The sequence below is a fragment of the Polaromonas sp. JS666 genome, from assembly GCF_000013865.1.
Taxonomy (GTDB): Bacteria; Pseudomonadota; Gammaproteobacteria; order Burkholderiales; family Burkholderiaceae_C; genus Polaromonas.
The window spans coordinates 2,033,411-2,050,071 of sequence record NC_007948.1 but is presented as its reverse complement, the minus strand read 5'-3'; the positions used below and the strand labels follow the sequence as shown (position 1 = coordinate 2,050,071).

At 60.6% G+C, this 16,661-nt stretch carries 16 protein-coding genes; 5 read left to right on the top strand and 11 right to left on the bottom strand.

Annotation, left to right across the window (positions count from 1 at the left end):
- Positions 1-96: 96 nt before the first annotated feature.
- From BPRO_RS09840 to BPRO_RS09825, 4 genes are read left to right on the top strand one after another with little or no spacing between them, the layout of a single operon-like run.
- Entirely contained in the window at positions 97-1,212 is a 1,116-nt protein-coding gene (locus tag BPRO_RS09840; RefSeq protein ID WP_011482910.1) for a glycosyltransferase family 9 protein, read from the top strand.
- A gap of 58 nt (positions 1,213-1,270) precedes the next feature.
- Positions 1,271-2,572: an O-antigen ligase family protein gene (locus BPRO_RS09835; RefSeq protein ID WP_232291522.1), complete on the top strand. Its 1,302-nt coding sequence runs from the start codon at positions 1,271-1,273 to the stop codon at positions 2,570-2,572.
- On the top strand, positions 2,569-4,338 hold the full coding sequence (gene msbA / locus BPRO_RS09830) for a lipid A export permease/ATP-binding protein MsbA (RefSeq protein WP_011482908.1): 1,770 nt from the start codon (positions 2,569-2,571) through the stop codon (positions 4,336-4,338). Before BPRO_RS09835 ends, msbA begins: the two co-directional genes overlap by 4 nt.
- A gap of 58 nt (positions 4,339-4,396) precedes the next feature.
- Positions 4,397-5,269 carry a glycosyl transferase gene (locus BPRO_RS09825; protein ID WP_011482907.1) on the top strand — a complete coding sequence of 291 codons (873 nt, stop codon included), beginning with the start codon at positions 4,397-4,399 and terminating at the stop codon, positions 5,267-5,269.
- Positions 5,270-5,299: 30 nt separating this feature from the next.
- On the opposite strand, the gene BPRO_RS09820 is transcribed toward BPRO_RS09825, so the two are convergent.
- The 11 genes from BPRO_RS09820 to BPRO_RS09770 all read right to left on the bottom strand — a co-directional run bounded on the left by BPRO_RS09820 (position 5,300) and on the right by BPRO_RS09770 (position 14,858).
- Entirely contained in the window at positions 5,300-6,514 is a 1,215-nt protein-coding gene (locus BPRO_RS09820; RefSeq protein WP_011482906.1) for a glycosyltransferase family 4 protein, read from the bottom strand.
- Complete coding sequence (locus BPRO_RS09815; protein ID WP_011482905.1) at positions 6,511-7,284, bottom strand: polysaccharide deacetylase family protein; 774 nt, start codon at positions 7,282-7,284, stop codon at positions 6,511-6,513. Before BPRO_RS09815 ends, BPRO_RS09820 begins: the two co-directional genes overlap by 4 nt.
- A complete protein-coding gene (gene rng, locus BPRO_RS09810; RefSeq protein ID WP_011482904.1) occupies positions 7,281-8,786 on the bottom strand; it encodes a ribonuclease G in 1,506 nt (501 codons plus the stop codon). The genes BPRO_RS09815 and rng overlap by 4 nt, the downstream gene beginning before the upstream one ends.
- A gap of 45 nt (positions 8,787-8,831) precedes the next feature.
- Entirely contained in the window at positions 8,832-9,440 is a 609-nt protein-coding gene (locus tag BPRO_RS09805) for a Maf family protein (protein WP_011482903.1), read from the bottom strand.
- 98 nt (positions 9,441-9,538) lie between these two features.
- Positions 9,539-10,006 (bottom strand): 23S rRNA (pseudouridine(1915)-N(3))-methyltransferase RlmH, encoded by a 468-nt coding sequence (gene rlmH / locus BPRO_RS09800; protein WP_011482902.1) that lies wholly within the window; start codon positions 10,004-10,006, stop codon positions 9,539-9,541.
- Positions 10,003-10,827, bottom strand: a complete 825-nt coding sequence (rsfS, locus tag BPRO_RS09795; RefSeq protein WP_011482901.1) for a ribosome silencing factor — start codon at positions 10,825-10,827, stop codon at positions 10,003-10,005. Before rsfS ends, rlmH begins: the two co-directional genes overlap by 4 nt.
- Positions 10,828-10,855: 28 nt before the next feature.
- A complete protein-coding gene (nadD, locus tag BPRO_RS09790; RefSeq protein WP_011482900.1) occupies positions 10,856-11,512 on the bottom strand; it encodes a nicotinate (nicotinamide) nucleotide adenylyltransferase in 657 nt (218 codons plus the stop codon).
- Positions 11,509-12,435 carry an oxygen-dependent coproporphyrinogen oxidase gene (gene hemF, locus BPRO_RS09785; RefSeq protein WP_011482899.1) on the bottom strand — a complete coding sequence of 309 codons (927 nt, stop codon included), beginning with the start codon at positions 12,433-12,435 and terminating at the stop codon, positions 11,509-11,511. Before hemF ends, nadD begins: the two co-directional genes overlap by 4 nt.
- A 100-nt stretch (positions 12,436-12,535) precedes the next feature.
- Positions 12,536-13,837 (bottom strand): phosphoribosylamine--glycine ligase, encoded by a 1,302-nt coding sequence (gene purD / locus BPRO_RS09780; RefSeq protein ID WP_011482898.1) that lies wholly within the window; start codon positions 13,835-13,837, stop codon positions 12,536-12,538.
- A complete protein-coding gene (locus BPRO_RS09775) occupies positions 13,834-14,124 on the bottom strand; it encodes a hypothetical protein (protein WP_011482897.1) in 291 nt (96 codons plus the stop codon). The genes purD and BPRO_RS09775 overlap by 4 nt, the downstream gene beginning before the upstream one ends.
- A gap of 2 nt (positions 14,125-14,126) precedes the next feature.
- Entirely contained in the window at positions 14,127-14,858 is a 732-nt protein-coding gene (locus BPRO_RS09770) for a YebC/PmpR family DNA-binding transcriptional regulator (RefSeq protein WP_011482896.1), read from the bottom strand.
- A gap of 130 nt (positions 14,859-14,988) precedes the next feature.
- Here BPRO_RS09770 and BPRO_RS09765 point away from each other — a divergent pair, with 130 nt between their 5' ends.
- The gene (locus BPRO_RS09765) at positions 14,989-16,506 is read left to right on the top strand and encodes a helicase HerA-like domain-containing protein (RefSeq protein WP_011482895.1); all 1,518 of its coding nucleotides are present in this window, start codon (positions 14,989-14,991) and stop codon (positions 16,504-16,506) included.
- Positions 16,507-16,661: the final 155 nt, after the last annotated feature.

The following is a 16,661-nucleotide window of genomic DNA, read 5'->3' as shown; positions in this document are numbered from 1 at the left end:
GGGGGCTTGGCCGACAGCCCTTACAGAGCGGCCAAACTGGATGGCATCGATCCTACGAGCTCAGGCACGTGAACCAGGGCAAGCAGATGAGCGACAATGCTGCAAATGATTCCCAAGTGGCGCGCCTTTATCGACCATTGGCTGCAAAAGCAGGCTCAAGTATGCGTAACACAGCCGCTCAGCAAAACTGTCAGTGCTAACGACAAGGCCTACTTTGCACATATCGGAGTTCGTAAATTAGCATGGCGCCAGTTGCGTCACGCGCTATATTTCAAGCTTTCTGGCCACGGAAAAAGATGTTTCCGCAAGATTCCAGCTCATTGGAAGCGTGGCTTGTGGCTGTACAAAGGAATTCCGCAAATCGGTGATGCATTGATGGACCTTGCCCCGCGCAGCCTGCTGCGCGATCAGGGCTTGTCTATTGACTTGTTGACTGATGAGCACATCGCTGCGACGTTCGATGGCGACCCGTGGTTTGAAAATGTGCTCAGTTCGAGTGAAGCAATCAATTCACAAAACTACGATTTCGTGATTGTCCCGAGCCACAAAAGGCGCTCTCTGCACCATAAGAGCGATGCTTTTAGCCCGAGTCCGTGGATCTCAGTACATGGGTTTTACACCGGGCCCGAATTCCATCGAGGTGAGTTTGCAACTCAACGATTGCTTGATGCTTTGGGTGTAGCACTACCCGCCGATGTGTTTTCTCAACATAGTCGGCAAAAGCTCAAACCACTGGGGACGCCGGAAAAGCGGACCAGTTCAGTGCTCAAGATTGCATTTGCGGTGGGCGGTGTAGATCCGCTTAGAAGCTATACGCACTGGGATACGCTGGCGCATCATCTCAGCAAGCTTATTGATCTGGAGATCACACTCGTTGGATCTGAAAATGGCCTTGGATTCGCGAAAGCGTTTGAAGAGAGCTGGCGTGGTCTTGTGAACAACGCTGTCAATCAAACCAGCCTGGCTCAATGTCGGCAGTTGATCAATGAACAAGATGTGTTGGTTGCTTGCGATGGCGGTTTGATGCATCTGGGAGTTACCACCCACGTCAAACTTATTTCTCTGTTTACCTCCGCTGTCGATCCGCAGTGGCGTCTGCCCCGCGATAGACTATCGAGCGCACTGCAAGCCCCAACGAACAGCGTAAATTCAATTGCCCCATCAGATATTGCACACCAGGTGATCGAAGCCATGCGCTTTTTAGACCGGTGAGGCCTCTCATCCGTAGATCTACCAGATCTACCAGATCTAGAACGTCAATTGAAATTTTGTGACACTCCTCCAATCAAATCTTGAAATATCCCGTACTAATTTGATTAAGCAGACCGCCAATGTTCGACTCGCCGTGATTTGCCTGGCCGCTGCATCGGTGGGTTTGTCAATGGCGGTCATCAGCATTTCCAAACTCTTGCTGTTCATCTTTGCGGCTGCGACTCTGCTGTTTTTCGAGCGCAGGTCGGTGGGCAGCCCAGCGCTTGCCAGAACATACACCCCTACAGCTGTTCTAGTAGTCCTTCTCGCATTCACTATAAGTCTGTTCTGGACGACTGCCCCGTCGGCAGATGCCATGGGATCGATAGCGAAGTACGGCAAGCTCCTCCTGATTGTGCTGATGATGACCTTGATCCAGGATCGGCGCGAGGCCATGTATGCGCTTGGCGCGTTTGTTCTAGCCCAATTGTTTCTCATGCTCAGTTCATGGATGCTGTTCATTCACCTGCCGGTTCCCTGGGCAACGTCCCGCATGGCGCTGAAAGAGTTCGCGGTGTTTTCAAGCTACCTCGATCAAGGCATCATAGGTGCCGTACTTGCAGCCATCTGCTGGCATCTGCGTCATCTCGCACCGGGTCGATTTGGCCCGCACTTCGCGGTTCTCGCGGCTCTGGCTTATTTGTGCAATGTGCTCTTTGTTCTGAACGGACGAAGCGGACACTTGGTCGCCATTGCCATGCTGTCCCTTGCGATCATGTGGGAACTTCCGAAGCGATACCGCGCAGCCGTCGTCCTGTTGCCGTTTGTCCTGGTTGGGGCTCTGTTTCTTAGCTCGCACAAAGTGCGCGATCGATTAATCATGATGAAGATGGAAGTGGAGTCGCATTCAGCACACGCTCAACCCAATACGTCGTCGGGTCTCCGGCTCCATTTTTGGATGAACTCTATTCAAATGATTGCCCGGCATCCGGTTGCTGGATCGGGGGTTGGTAGCTGGAGCACCGAATACAACCGCATCCAACGCGATCTTGATCCGGCGCATAAAGATATAGCAGGCAACTTTAACCCGCATCAGGAATTTCTCTTGTGGGCGGTTCAATTGGGAATTCCGGGTCTTCTGCTTCTTTGCGGTTTAATGCTGGCGATGATTCGGGATTCGTGGACTATGGAGAAACCCTATGCGCGAGTCGTGCAATCCACCGTAGTGGCTTTGGCCGTCGCCTGCCTTTTCAACGCAAGCATTTACGACGCCCTGATAGGCGATTTTTTTGCTGTGACGCTCGGCTTATTGCTGGCTCTGGGACTCACTGCCAACGCAAGTAAGCCCTCCGCCATGTCCGCTCAACCCGGGGCGATATGACGCAGCTGTCAGAGCCCGTACCCGTTAGCTTAGCCGCCAGGCGATCCTTGTGGCAAAGGGTCGCGCGCGTCTGGCCCTATTTCAGCGGCTCGCGGGCAGGCTGGGCGCTGGCAATTGGTGCGACCATTGTTGCCTCCGCAACCGAGCCCTTTGTACCCGCGCTGCTCAAACCGCTGCTCGACCGTGGCTTTCAGAGGGATTCCTTCAACCTCTGGCTGGTGCCGCTTGCGCTGATGCTGCTGTTCACCGTGCGCGGGTTGTCCGGGTTTTTGGCCCAGTTTGCGCTGGCCAAAGTCACCAATGACGGCTTGCTCAAGCTGCGGGGAGCCATGTTTGACAAACTGCTGAGCGCACGGCTCACCCTGTTTGCCGACCAAAGCTCCAGCGCCATCGCCAATACAGTGGTCTATGAGGTCTTCAACGGCTCCTCGATGTTGATCAACGCCATCATGAAGCTGGCGCGGGATGTGCTGACCCTGCTGGCATTGATTGGCTATCTGGTCTACCTCAACTGGAAGCTGATGCTGGTAGTCGCGTTGCTGTTTCCGGCCGTGGCATTTGTCATCCAGGTGTTGTCCAAGCGCCTCTACCGACTCACCAAGGAAAGCCAGACCGCTACGGACGATCTCGCGTATGTGGTCGAAGAAAACGTCATGGCGCACCGCGATGTCCGCCTGCATGGCGCGCAGGCCGGCCAGGCCAGCCGCTTCAATCATCTCAGCAACTCGCTGCGCCGTCTCTCGATGAAATCCACCGCCGCCTATGCGGGCATGAGCGCGATCACCCAGGTGCTGGCCGCAATGGCCCTGTCGGCAGTCATTTCCATTGCCTTGCTGCAGAGCGCCGAAAATACCACGACCGTCGGCGGGTTCGTGGCCTTTGTGACGGCCATGCTGCTGCTGATTGCCCCCGTCAAAAGCCTGTCGGATGCTGCCACGCCGGTGACCCGCGGATTGGCCGCGCTCGAGCGCGGCCTTGACCTGATGAATCTGACGCCTGACGAAAGCGGCGGCTCGTTTGTCAAGGCCAGGGCGCATGGCGACATTGAGTTTGCCGATGTCAGCGTCATCTACAAAGCCGACGCCGCTGCAGCCCTTGACCAGTTCAGCCTTTCCATCAAGGCGGGAGAAACGCTCGCCATCGTGGGCGCATCCGGCTCCGGCAAGACGACCCTGGTGAATCTGCTGCCCCGATTTGTCGAAATGAGTTCGGGCAATATCTACCTCGATGGTCAGGACCTTCGTGCGTGGAACCTGGCGTCGCTGCGTGCGCAGTTTGCATTTGTGAGCCAGCATGTCGTGATGCTCAACAACAGCATCGCCGTGAACGTCGCGCTGGGCCAGCCCGTTGACCGAGCCCGGGTGACCGAATGCCTGGCCGCAGCCAATCTGTCCGGGCTACTGGCCGAATTGCCAGGCGGCATCGACACAATTCTTGGCCATAACGCCATGCAGCTGTCGGGTGGCCAGCGCCAGCGGCTGGCTATTGCACGCGCCCTTTATAAAAACGCGCCCATTCTGGTGCTGGACGAGGCTACGTCGGCGCTGGATACCGAATCAGAACTGGCTGTGCAGGAAGCGATCAAACGGCTCACCGCCAGCCGCACCTCGCTGGTCATTGCTCATCGACTGTCCACGGTGCAGCATGCCGACCGCATCATCATGATGGAGGCCGGTCGAATGATCGAATCCGGCACCCATGCGGAGCTGCTGGCCAGAAACGGGGCCTACGCTCACCTTTACCGGCTTGGTTTCCGGAATACCTGACACCTGGTGTGACGCTCCCGTGCGTTGCCATCCATAGAATACCCGAGAGTCAATTCAGATGAGTGTTTCAATCAGCGGCTTCACCTTCATTCGCAACGGCGTAGACCTCGGCTTCCCTTTCGAGGCGTCCATACGCTCCCTGCTGCCGCTCGTCGATGAATTTGTTGTGGCCGTTGGCCAGGGCGCCGACGACACGCTGGCACGCGTGCGGGCCATTGCAGACCCAAAGATACGAATCGTCGAGACCCGGTGGAACGAACGCATGGCCGACCGCGGGTTTGTCTATGCACAACAGAAAATGATTGCCCAGTACTCTTGCACGGGCGACTGGGCGTTCTACCTCGAAGGCGATGAAGTCGTGCATGAGGGTGAGCTGGCTGCCATACGCGCCAGCGTGGAGCGCCATCACACCAACCCCGCCGTCGAAGCGCTGGTGTTTGACTACCTTCATTTTTACGGCTCACCCGACTGGATCTCCATCAGCCCGGGCTGGTACCGCCGCGAATGCCGCTTGATTCGCAACACCATTCGCAGCTACGCGCCCGATGGCCAGTACTGGCTGGTCACCACCGATCACAAGCGCGGTCGCAACCCGCGCGCCGCACTCGCCAATGCCCACATCTACCACTACGGGTGGATACGCCGCAACGAGGAGATGCAGAAAAAACTCGACCATGTGAGCAAGTACTGGGGCGAAGAGACTGCCGCGCAAATCACCTACAGCCAGTTTGACCGCCGTGCCCTCAGGCCGTTTACCGGCACACACCCCCTGGCCGTGCAGGAATGGCTGGCCACGGAGGCCGAGCCAGAGCTGAACATCGACCCTGGGTACAGGCCTACGCCCAAGGAAAACAAGTACCACTTCATGCGACAGCTTGAAACTCTGACCGGGCTGGATTTCAGCCGCAAGCATTTCAAGCTGGTGGCCTGACTCACGCCAGCAGCGGTTGTTGACCCGCTGCTATTGCGCGCTGCCGGCCGCTTTCGAGGCGGCCAGCGCCGCAAAATACAGTGCTTCCTGCTGTAAGGCGATCTCGCGCCACTGGTAATGCCTGGCGAACTCGGTGGCACCCTGCATCAACCGGCCTTGAAGTGCTGGCTGGCCCAGCACCTGCTGAATGAGCTGCGCCAACTTGTTGGCATCCCGGGGATCCTCAAGAATCATGGCATTAACGCCGTCCTGCAGCAGCCCGGAAATACCGCAATAGCGAGGGCCGCTGACCACCACAGGCAGGCCATATGCCATGGCCTCCAACACCACCATGGCAAAGGTATCTTCCAGCGTTGGATGCACCAGGCCATCCACGGCTGTGTAGGCAGGCCCAACATCCTTCAGCGAGCCCAGGAAAAAGACCCGCGCACCCAGCTTGCAGGCCTCGGCCTGCACCCTGAACGCTGGAATATGCGCCGGGTTGCCGACCACCGCCAGCACCACATCGGAAGGCAGGTGCACCATCGCTTCCAGCAGGGCCTGCAAGCCTTTTTTGCGGTAATCGTTGCCTGCAAACAGCAGGCAGCGCGCTTGCGCCGGCAAGCCCAGCAGCGCCCGCGCCTCCCGCTTTAGCGCGGGCGTCACAGCTTGCGCCGGCATCGTGATGCCCGGCGTGACAACAGAGACCATTTCCTTGCAGGCCGGATAGCTGGCGGCCATGATGGCCTGCAGGCTGCCAGAGGTCACCACTACCTGACGGCCGGGGCGGGCCACATACCGCAAGCGCTCCAGCCCTAGATACGTCAGTAAACGCGGGCTGGTCACGACCTTGATCCACCGCAGCAGCAGGCGCCAGCCGCTGATCCCATGGAGCAGGTTGTATTTGACCGGCAACACGTGAACCGTCTGGACGTTTCCATGCCAGGTGTTTTCATGGGAATGCACCACATCAAAGCCGCGCCGCGTGGCCCACCAGGTGGCCGTGGCAAACCACAACTGGTTGACCCAGCGGGGCTTGCGCAAAGGCGCAGAAATACGGTGGTAACTGACGCCCGGCCAGTGGTGATCGATCTCCTGGGCAAACACATGCACCTCATGCGCGGCAGACAATTGCTCGACCAGCGCGATGGAATAGCGCTCGGCACCACCACCGGTAGATGAGAAAGTCCGGTTGAGAACCGCGATCCGCAGTTTCTGCCGGGCGAGGCCTGAATGCTCCACCGGGCTCAAGGAAGGCAGGCTCATTTGTTTCGGCGGTCTTCGTAGCCGGTGGCGATCTTGAGCCAGAAAACCGGCAGGCTGGTCGAGCGAAGCACCGGCACCCGCGGCAGTTGCAGCAAATCCATCTGTGCATGGCAACGGCTCCGCCCGGTGGTCGTGGCCGTCACAAAGCCCTGTTCACGCGCCATGGCCACGTGCTTGGGCTCATAGTTGCCATACGGATAACAAAAGTGATGCACGGGCTGCCCGATAACCGATTCAAGCCCGGCTTTTCCCTGCGCCATCTCCACGCGGCACCCAGCCTCGTCAATCGCCAGCAAATTCACGTGCTGGTGTGTGTGTGAGCCAATCTCCTGCCCGGCGGCCACCCATTGGCGTATTTCCGCTTCGTTCATCAGCGGCGTCTGCGCAATACCCAGCCCCTCATCCCACACATTGGTCTTGCCCAGCAGCCCGCTCACCGCATAACAGGTCGACGAAAAGCCCTGCTTCAACAAGGCCGGCAAGGCATGCACGAGGTTGTTCTGGTAGCCATCGTCGAAGGTGATGCCAACAACCCGGCCGTCGCGCTCGCCACTGAGGTAGGGCTGCAGGCCGCTCATGGACAAACCGGTGTAGCCCAGCAGCTTGAGCCAGGCCATTTGCCGGGCGAAAGCCCGGGGAGACACATAGAGGCTGCGAAAAGGACTACCCTTGGGCGGCGCCTCGGCAATCTGGTGATAGACCAGAATGGGAATGGGCCTGCGGTTGGCGGTGCAAGCTGTTGCCAGGATGGCCGGAAAGCTTGCGCTCATAGCAGAACGATGTCGTACTGTTCCTGCGCCATGGCCGCTTCCGCCTGCAGCGAAATGGGCTTGCCGATGAAGTCGCTCAGGCCGGCCAGGTGCTGGCTTTCCTCGTCAAGGAAAAGCTCGATCACCTTGGGCGAAGCCACCACCCTGAACTCCCGCGGGTTGAACTGGCGCGCTTCGCGCAGGATCTCGCGCAGGATGTCGTAACCCACACTGCGCGCCGTCTTGACCACCCCTTTTCCCATGCAGGCGCTGCAGGGCTCGCACAACTGGTGGGCCAGAGACTCGCGTGTTCGCTTGCGGGTCATTTCCAGCAGTCCCAGCGCCGAAAAGCCGTTGACTGCGGTCTTGATGCGGTCCCGCGCCAGCTGCTTCTGGAACTCGGCCAGCACCGCATCGCGGTGGTTTTCCTTGATCATGTCAATGAAATCGACAATCACAATGCCGCCGAGGTTGCGCAGGCGAAGCTGCCGGGCAATCGCCTGCGAGGCTTCCAGGTTGGTCTTGAAAATGGTGTCGTCAAAATTCCGGGCACCGACAAATCCGCCCGTATTGACGTCAATGGTCGTCAGGGCTTCGGTCTGGTCAATGATCAGGTAGCCGCCTGACTTGAGGTCAACACGCCGGCCCAGCGCCCTGGCAATGTCTTCGTCAATGTTGTAAAGGTCAAAGATCGGGCGTTCACCGCTATAAAGCTGAAGCTTTTGCACGGTTGCCGGCATGAACTCCACCGCGAAGGCCTTCAGGTTGTCAAACTGCTCGCGGGAATCGATGCGTATGGTTTGCGTGCCCTCCACCACCACGTCACGCAACACGCGCTGCAGCAGGTTGAGGTCCTGGTGCAGGACAGACGCAGGCGGCAGGCGCAGCGAGGCCTCCTTGATGCGCGACCAGGTTTTGCGCAGGTAGGCAATGTCCTCTCCCAGTTCGGCATCGGTGGCATCCTCGCCATTGGTCCGGAGGATAAAGCCGCCGCCCATGTCCTCGGTCAGGGCCTGGACACGCTGGCGCAGGTCCTCGCGCTGGCGCGGGGGTATTTTTTGCGACACGCCAATGTGATTGTCCTGCGGCAGAAAAACCAGCAAGCGGCCGGCGATGCTGATTTGCGCCGTCAGCCGTGCGCCCTTGGTGCCAATCGGATCCTTGAGAACCTGGACCATCACGGCCTGCCCCTCGAACAGCTGTTTTTCAATGGGCTGCAGGGCTACCGTTGCCGGCGACGCCGAGGTCGACGTGCCGGCAGCCTGGAGTTCTGTCTCTGCATGACGGCTGTTGATGCTGCTCATCAGATCGGCAACATGCAGAAATGCCGCCCGGTCCAGGCCAATGTCGATAAAGGCCGACTGCATGCCCGGCAACACGCGTGCAACCTTGCCCAGGTAAACATTGCCAACCAGGCCGCGCTCCAGCGTGCGTTCGACCTGCAACTCCTGCACCGCACCGAGCTCCACCACGGCCACACGGGTTTCCTGGGGCGACCAGTTGATCAGTATGTCTTGTTGCATGGCTCTATCGTAGCCGCTAGTGGCTTCGCTGCTGGCTGGCCACTGCTAGATTTTGAGGCCGGCGGCGCGCAGGAGCCATGCAGTCTCATGCAGGGGCAATCCCATGATCCCGGAATAACTGCCGCTGATATGCGAGATATACATGGCCACCCTGCCCTGCACCGCGTAGGCGCCGGCTTTCCCCATGGGTTCGCCCGACGCGACGTAGGAGCTGATCTGGGCCGCGGTCATCGGTGCAAACGTGACGCGGGAAATGCTGAGCGCCTCAATCCGCCGGCGTCCCTGCTGCACGGCCACTGCGGTGAGCACGCGATGGGTGGCGCCGGAGAGCTGTCGCAACATGCGGGTCGCTTCAGCCGCGTTTGCGGGCTTACCCAGAATCGACCGGCCCAGGGCCACGGTGGTGTCCGAGCACAGAATGGGCGCCGGGGCCAGCCCCTGGCGCTTCGCGCGTTCGCTCGCGGCGTCAAGCTTGAGGCGCGTCACGCGCTTGACATAAGCCACCGGAGACTCCTTGCCCAGCACGGCTTCCAGCGCTTCGGTGTCCTCGTCGGGAGCGGGCGCCAGACGCTGGTAGCGCACGCCGAGCTGCTCCAGCAACTGGGCTCGCCGCGGGCTTTGCGAAGCCAGGTAAACAAAATCAGCAGCAGGCATGGCTACTCACATTACTCACACGGCTACTCACATGGCTACCCGGTTGCCCGCGGTTGACCCATAAAAAAACAGACACGGCGCCAAGCATGAACACCATGCTATTCGCGGTGATAGGGATGGTTGATGGTGATGCTCCAGGCCCGGTAAAGCTGCTCGATCAGCAACACCCGCACCATCGCATGCGGCAGGGTCAGGTCCGACAGGCGCAGGCGTTCGTGCGCCGATTGCTTGAAGGCCGGGTCCAGCCCGTCCGGCCCGCCGATCACGATGGCCACGTCATCACCCGACAACTGCCATGCCTTGAGTTTTTCGGCCAGCGCCACGGTGGTCACCGCGGTGCCGCGTTCATCGAGCGCCACCACACGGGTACCGCGGGTGATGACGCTTTCAATGCGCGCACGTTCAGCCGCCAGCAGGTTCTCGAGGGTTTTGGATGCGCGCGGCTCGGTTTTAACGGCCTTGAGTTCGACCTTCAGCTCGGGCGGAAAACGCTTGGCGTAGTCGTCGTAAGCCGTTTGCGCCCAGTCGGGCACCTTCTGGCCGACCGCTACGATCGTCAGCCTCATTTGCTCCGGGGGACAGATTTCCTGGCGGCCGGCTTCCCGGCTGCAGTCTTGGCTGTAGTCCTGGCCGCGGTCTTGGTGGCAGCCTTCTTGGCCGGTGCCCTTTTGGGCGCTGGCACTTTCACGATCGGTGTTTTGGTGGCTGGCTTGGCGGCAGATTTCGCGGCCGCAGGCTTGGCCGTTGCCCTGCCCGCTTTCACTGCCGGCTCGGCGGCGGGTGCCGCCTGGTTCCGTTTGGCGGTCCAGTCGCTGGTTTTCCCGACCTTGCCCACATACCCCGGGGCATGGTCCTTGACGGCTGTTTTCACAGCGGGTTTGGCAGTGCGTGCACCGCGCACGGCGGTGGACTTTGCACCGGCTTTCGCGGCTTTCGGTTTGGCGCCCGCTTTCGGCTCCGCCGCGGGCTCGGCCTTGGACGCCTTCACCAGCGGTGCCGGAGCGCCCAGTTTCAGCTTGACCGGCTTGTCGCCCCAGAGCTCTTCAAGATGGTAGTACTGGCGGATCGTGGGCTGCATGATGTGGGCCACGGCAGCACCGCAATCCACGATGATCCACTCTCCGTTGGCTTCGCCTTCAATGCGTGGCTTGGCAAAACCCGCGTCGCGCACGGCGTCGCGCACACTGGCCGCAAGAGCCTTGGTCTGACGGTTGGAGGTTCCGGAGGCAACGATCACGCGCTCGAAGAGCGAGGTGATGTGTTCTGTGTCAAAGACCTGTATGTCCTGTGCCTTGACGTCTTCCAGGCCGTCAACGATGGCGCGCTGCAATTTCTGCACATCTTTCTTGTCGGCGGTGCTGGAGGTTTTGGCAGTGGTAGAGGTCATGCAGTGCTTTGCTTCAATGTGGGTGGAATTAAGGGAGGCGGTAAAGCTGGTGAAGTGAAATATAACGCGCAACCGGCTCAGGGACCAAGTGCGCTATTTCCCCGCCGGTGGCTGCACCCGAGGCCATCAGATGGCGAATATGGGTGGCGCTGACGGGCATCAGGGGCAGCTCAAGCGTCAAAAAGCGGCTGCTTTGCCCCGTGTAGGCCTCAAATTGGGCTTCATCCAGCGTGGACTCTGTACGTCCAGCTATACAAATTATAGCAAGTTGCAGAATGTCCCTCCAACGGTGCCATTGCCGGAACGCCAAAAACTGGTCTGCACCAATGATCAGGTAGAGCTGGGCCTGCGGATTTTCCGCCTGCAGGGCCTCCAGCGTGTCAATCGTGAAGGTCGGGCCCGCACGCTGCACCTCGCGCTCATCCAGCACCACGCGCGGCAGGCCCTGAAACGCCAGCCGGGCCATGGCCAGCCGGTGGACGGCCGGGCTCAGCGGCCTGGCCTTGTGCCAGGCCTGCCCGGTCGGAATGATGTGCAGCGCGTCCAGCTCCAGCTGGGCCAGGGCTACCAGCGCCAACGCTACGTGGGCGTTGTGGGGCGGGTCAAATGCCCCGCCAAACACGCCGATGCGCTTGACCTCCCGCGGGGCGGCAAGCTCTTGCGGTGACGGCGACGCGGCACTCAAACCCAGTCCCGTCTGATCAGGAACTCTTTGTACAGACGCTCTTCAGGCGAGCCGGCTTCAGCCCGGTGCTGGTAGGACCAGCTGGCCAGCGGCGGCATGGACATCAAAATGGACTCGGTGCGACCGCCCGATTGCAGGCCAAAGTGGGTGCCGCGGTCCCAGACCAGGTTGAACTCCACATAGCGGCCACGTCGGTAAAGCTGAAAATCGCGCTCGCGCGCACCATAGGGCTGGCTCTGGCGCCGCCTGACGATGGGGAGGTAGGCTGGCAGAAAGGAGTCCGCCACGCTTTGCATCATGGCAAAACTCTGCTCCAGGCCCAGCTCCTGGAAATCATCGAAAAATATGCCGCCGATGCCGCGCTGCTCCTGCCGGTGCTTGAGGTAAAAATACTCGTCACACCATTGTTTGAAGCGCGGATATTTGTCACCGCCGAACGGCGCCAGCGCGTCCTTGCAGGTCTGGTGAAAATGCACCGCATCCTCATCAAAACCGTAATAGGGCGTCAAGTCCATGCCGCCGCCAAACCAGCACACGGCCTCGGCCGGACCGGCGGAAACCGGTGTGGCGGCCAGCATGCGCACATTCATGTGCACTGTGGGCACGTAGGGGTTACGGGGGTGAAACACCAGCGACACGCCCATCGCCTCAAAGGGCGCGCCGGCCAGTTCAGGCCGGTGCTGCGTCGCCGACGGCGGCAAGCGAGAGCCCTGCACGTGCGAAAACCCGCAACCCGCGCGCTCGAACACTTCGCCGTTCTCCAGGATTTTGGTGATGCCGTTGCCCTGCAAAGGCTCACCCGGCTCCTTTTGCCAGGCGTCGGTAATGAAATCCCCGCCATCCACTTCGGCCACAGCGGCGGTAACCCGCTCCTGCAGCCCCAGCAAAAAGGTGCGAACGCCTGAAAGCTCAGTCATGCTCATTTGCCCGTGTATTTGCCAATAAATTTGCCGATGAATTCATCGATGAATTTACCTGCGGCACCACCCGTCCAGGGCTCCAACATGTGCCCATAGGTGCCCATCAGGACTTGATGGCCCTGTAGCCGATGTCCTTGCGGTATTGGGCGCCGTCAAATTGAATTGACTGGGCGACCTCGTAGGCACGCTGCTGCGCCGCCTTGACCGTGCTGCCCAGCGCGGTGACGCACAGCACGCGGCCGCCAGCAGTCACCGTGATGTTGTCCTGCTTGCGGGTGCCGGCGTGGAACACCATCGCATCGTCCGCCGCTTCGCTGGGTTTGAGCAGGCCGTGGATGACATCGCCCTTGCGCGGATTGAGCGGATAGCCGTGCGCCGCCATCACCACACCGAGGGCCGGGCGGCGGTCCCAGTCCAGTTCGACCTGGTCGAGGGCGCCGGACGTGGCCGCCATCATCACGTCAAACAGATCGGTTTTCAGGCGCATCATGATAGGCTGGGTTTCCGGGTCGCCCATGCGGCAGTTGAACTCGAGCGTCTTGGGCCGGCCCTGGGCATCAATCATCAGGCCGGCGTACAGGAAACCGGTGAAGGGAATCCCGTCTTTTTCCATGCCCTTGATGGTGGGCAGAATGATCTCGCGCATGGTGCGGGCGTGCACGTCCGGCGTGACCACGGGTGCCGGTGAATACGCGCCCATGCCGCCCGTATTCGGGCCCTGGTCGCCGTCCAGCAGGCGCTTGTGGTCCTGGCTGGTGGCCATGGGGGTCACGTTTTTGCCGTCGCACATGACAATGAAACTGGCTTCCTCGCCCTGCAAAAACTCCTCGATGACGACGCGCGCGCCCCCTTCGTTGTGGGTGACGCCCAGCACGTTGTGGTCCGGGCTGGTGGCCAGCATGAACTCGATCGCCTCATGCGCCTCATGCAGCGTCATGGCCACCACCACGCCCTTGCCGGCCGCCAGGCCATCGGCCTTGACCACGATGGGCGCGCCCTTTTCATCGACATAGGCGTGGGCCGCCACCGCGTCGGTAAAGGTTTCGTATTCAGCCGTCGGAATGCCGTGGCGCTTCATGAAGGCCTTGGAAAACGCCTTGGAGCTCTCCAGCTGGGCGGCCGCTTTCGTCGGGCCAAACACCCTCAGGCCATGGGCGCGGAATTCGTCGACAATGCCGGCCGCCAGAGGCTGCTCCGGCCCCACCACGGTGAGGGCTATTTTCTCGGCCACCGCCCATTCGCGCAGCGCCTGGACGTCGGTGATGTTGATGTTCTCCAGCCGCGCATCGAGCGCCGTACCGCCATTGCCCGGCGCCACATAGACCGCCTGCACCTTGGGCGATTGGGCCAGTTTCCAGGCCAGCGCGTGCTCACGGCCGCCGCCACCAATAACAAGAACTTTCACGGGAGGTTCAATCTAAAAAACAGCAAATAGCTGAGGTACAAAATAAGAAAAATGACGACACCGAGAATGACTTTGACGACGGCCCGACCGCGGCGCTGCAATTCGAGCGCCTGATCATTGACCGTACCGGCCTTCACAATATTGGCGCGGGTCTCATCAACCAGCGACTTCTGCATGGCAAGGGATTCCTTTTGCAGGTCCATTGCCTGGCTGCGCAGACGATTTCCTTCCTGCAGCAGGTTTTCGATGCGAGCCAACCGCTCCGCAGTATCGATGTTCCCCTCCATGGTCACTCAGATGCGTCCAGCGCGGCATTGTGAAAGACTTCCTGCGTGTCGTCCAGGTCTTCCAGCACATCCAGCAGCTTTTGCATCTTCCGGGCATCTTCGCCGGTCAGCTCGATCATGTTGTCGGCACGCATGGTGACTTCGGCCAGCTCGGGCTTGAGCCCGGCAGCCTCCAGCGCTTTTTTGACGGCTTCAAAATCGGTGTAGGGCGTCAGCACCTCGATGGCACCGTCGTCATGCGTGATCACATCGTCGGCACCCGCTTCCAGCGCCACTTCCATGACCTTGTCCTCGCTGGTGCCCGGCGCAAAGATCAGTTGGCCGCAGTGCTTGAACTGAAACGCCACCGAACCTTCGGTCCCCATGTGGCCGCCATGCTTGGAAAACGCATGGCGAACCTCCGCCACGGTGCGCACCCGGTTGTCCGTCATGCAGTCGACAATGATGGCCGCCCCGCCAAAGCCGTAGCCTTCATAGCGGACTTCTTCATAGTGAACGCCTTCCAGGCTGCCGGTGGCTTTGGCGATACCGTACTTCACGTTATCAGCCGGCATGTTGGCAGCCTTGGCTTTGTCAACAGCCAGGCGCAGTCGCGGGTTGGTTCCCAGGTCGCCCCCACCCATACGGGCCGCGACCATGATTTCCCGCATCACGCGCGTCCAGACGCGCTGGCGTTTTTCGTCCTGGCGACCCTTACGGTGTTGAATATTCGCCCATTTGCTATGACCAGCCACGGAAATCCTTCGTAATTGATTTAATCTACGTCCATCATTTTACTTTTAGGAAGCGCTGCATAGCCCCCGCGAGGCCCTGCAGCCCGGATCGGGATGAGCTGCAAGCTTCCTTACACCCCAGGACACTGCCATGGTCGAACCCTTATTGATTGCCAGAAACGCGTCTGTCCATTGTGAGCTTATTCCGGGGCTTGCCAACCGCCACGGCCTGATTACCGGCGCCACCGGGACGGGCAAGACCGTCACGCTGCAGACGCTGGCTGAAAATTTCTCGAAAATCGGCGTGCCCGTCTTCATGGCGGACGTCAAGGGTGACCTGACCGGCATCAGCCAGGCCGGCAGCATTGGTGAAAAAATGGCCGGCATCCTCAAGGAGCGCGGCATTGAGACGCCAGAACCCCTGGCCTGCCCCGCCACGCTGTGGGACGTCTTCGGCGAGCAGGGGCACCCCGTTCGCGCCACCGTGTCCGACATGGGCCCGCTGCTGCTGGGCCGCATGCTCAACCTCAACGAGACCCAGGCCGGCGTGCTCAACCTGGTGTTCAAGATCGCCGACGACAACGGCCTGCTGCTGCTGGACCTGAAGGACCTGCGGGCCATGCTGCAGTATGTGGGCGACAACGCCGGCCAGTTCACCACGCAATACGGCAACGTCAGCGCCGCCAGCGTGGGCGCCATTCAGCGTGGCCTGATGCAGATCGAAAGCCAGGGCGCAGACAAGTTCTTTGGCGAGCCCATGCTCAACATCAGCGACTTCATGCAGACCGACGGCGCCGGGCACGGGATGATCAACATCCTGGCGGCCGACCGGCTGATGAATTCGCCGCGCCTGTACGCCACCTTCCTGCTGTGGATGCTGTCCGAGCTGTTCGAGCAACTGCCCGAAATCGGCGACCCTGAAAAACCCAAGCTGGTGTTCTTCTTTGACGAAGCGCATTTGCTGTTCAACGAAGCCCCCAAGGTGCTGGTTGAGCGCATCGAGCTGGTGGTGCGCCTGGTGCGCTCCAAGGGCGTGGGCGTGTATTTTGTGACGCAAAACCCGCTGGACATTCCCGACTCCGTCCTGGCCCAGCTGGGCAACCGGGTGCAGCACGCCCTGCGCGCCTTCACGCCTCGCGACCAGAAAGCCGTCAAGGCGACCGCCCAGACCATGCGGCAAAAGCCCGGGCTGGACATCGAGACCGCCATTACCGAGCTGGCCGTGGGCGAGGCGCTGGTGAGCTTTCTCGACAGCAAGGGCCGCCCCAGCATCACCGAGCGCGTCTATGTGCTGCCTCCGGGTAGCCAGATCGGCCCGATCACCCCGCAACAACGCCAGTCGCTGCTGCAAAATTCGCTGGTCGCGGGCGTCTACGAAAAAGAAGTCGACCGCGAGTCCGCTTACGAAAAAATCAAGGACCGCGCCGATGCGGCGGCCGAAGCGGCTGCAAAAGCTCCCGGTGGCGGCGCGGCGGGCGAGTCTGCCTCGGGCGGCATTCTGGGTGGCCTGAACGACGTACTCTTTGGCAGCACCGGGCCGCGCGGCGGCCGGCATGAAGGCCTGGCGCAGAGCATGGCCAAGTCCGCCGTCCGCACCATGGGCTCCGCCGTGGGGCGAGAGATCATCCGCGGCGTGCTGGGCGGTATCTTTGGCGGCAAGCGGCGCTGAAACAGCATGGCCGGCAATAGCGCGGCTCCCTTTCAAGTTCATCAACCAGCGACACACTGCCCCGCATGCGGCATGCGGCATGCGGCATGCGGCATGCGGCATGCGCGTCGAGGCAGTCTGCAGCCCGGCGTTCAGGGACGGGCCAGCCGTCCTCT

What these genes read in the sequence shown, in the direction of transcription:
- rsfS (WP_011482901.1), bottom strand. Translation starts at nt 10,827, where the DNA reads ATGACCTCTACCACTGCCAAAACCTCCAGCACCGCCGACAAGAAAGAT.
- BPRO_RS09765 (WP_011482895.1), top strand. Translation starts at nt 14,989, where the DNA reads ATGGTCGAACCCTTATTGATTGCCAGAAACGCGTCTGTCCATTGTGAG.
- BPRO_RS09825 (WP_011482907.1), top strand. Translation starts at nt 4,397, where the DNA reads ATGAGTGTTTCAATCAGCGGCTTCACCTTCATTCGCAACGGCGTAGAC.
- BPRO_RS09775 (WP_011482897.1), bottom strand. Translation starts at nt 14,124, where the DNA reads ATGGAGGGGAACATCGATACTGCGGAGCGGTTGGCTCGCATCGAAAAC.
- BPRO_RS09820 (WP_011482906.1), bottom strand. Translation starts at nt 6,514, where the DNA reads ATGAGCCTGCCTTCCTTGAGCCCGGTGGAGCATTCAGGCCTCGCCCGG.
- hemF (WP_011482899.1), bottom strand. Translation starts at nt 12,435, where the DNA reads ATGAGCATGACTGAGCTTTCAGGCGTTCGCACCTTTTTGCTGGGGCTG.
- rng (WP_011482904.1), bottom strand. Translation starts at nt 8,786, where the DNA reads ATGCAACAAGACATACTGATCAACTGGTCGCCCCAGGAAACCCGTGTG.
- BPRO_RS09840 (WP_011482910.1), top strand. Translation starts at nt 97, where the DNA reads ATGCTGCAAATGATTCCCAAGTGGCGCGCCTTTATCGACCATTGGCTG.
- BPRO_RS09815 (WP_011482905.1), bottom strand. Translation starts at nt 7,284, where the DNA reads ATGAGCGCAAGCTTTCCGGCCATCCTGGCAACAGCTTGCACCGCCAAC.
- rlmH (WP_011482902.1), bottom strand. Translation starts at nt 10,006, where the DNA reads ATGAGGCTGACGATCGTAGCGGTCGGCCAGAAGGTGCCCGACTGGGCG.
- msbA (WP_011482908.1), top strand. Translation starts at nt 2,569, where the DNA reads ATGACGCAGCTGTCAGAGCCCGTACCCGTTAGCTTAGCCGCCAGGCGA.
- BPRO_RS09805 (WP_011482903.1), bottom strand. Translation starts at nt 9,440, where the DNA reads ATGCCTGCTGCTGATTTTGTTTACCTGGCTTCGCAAAGCCCGCGGCGA.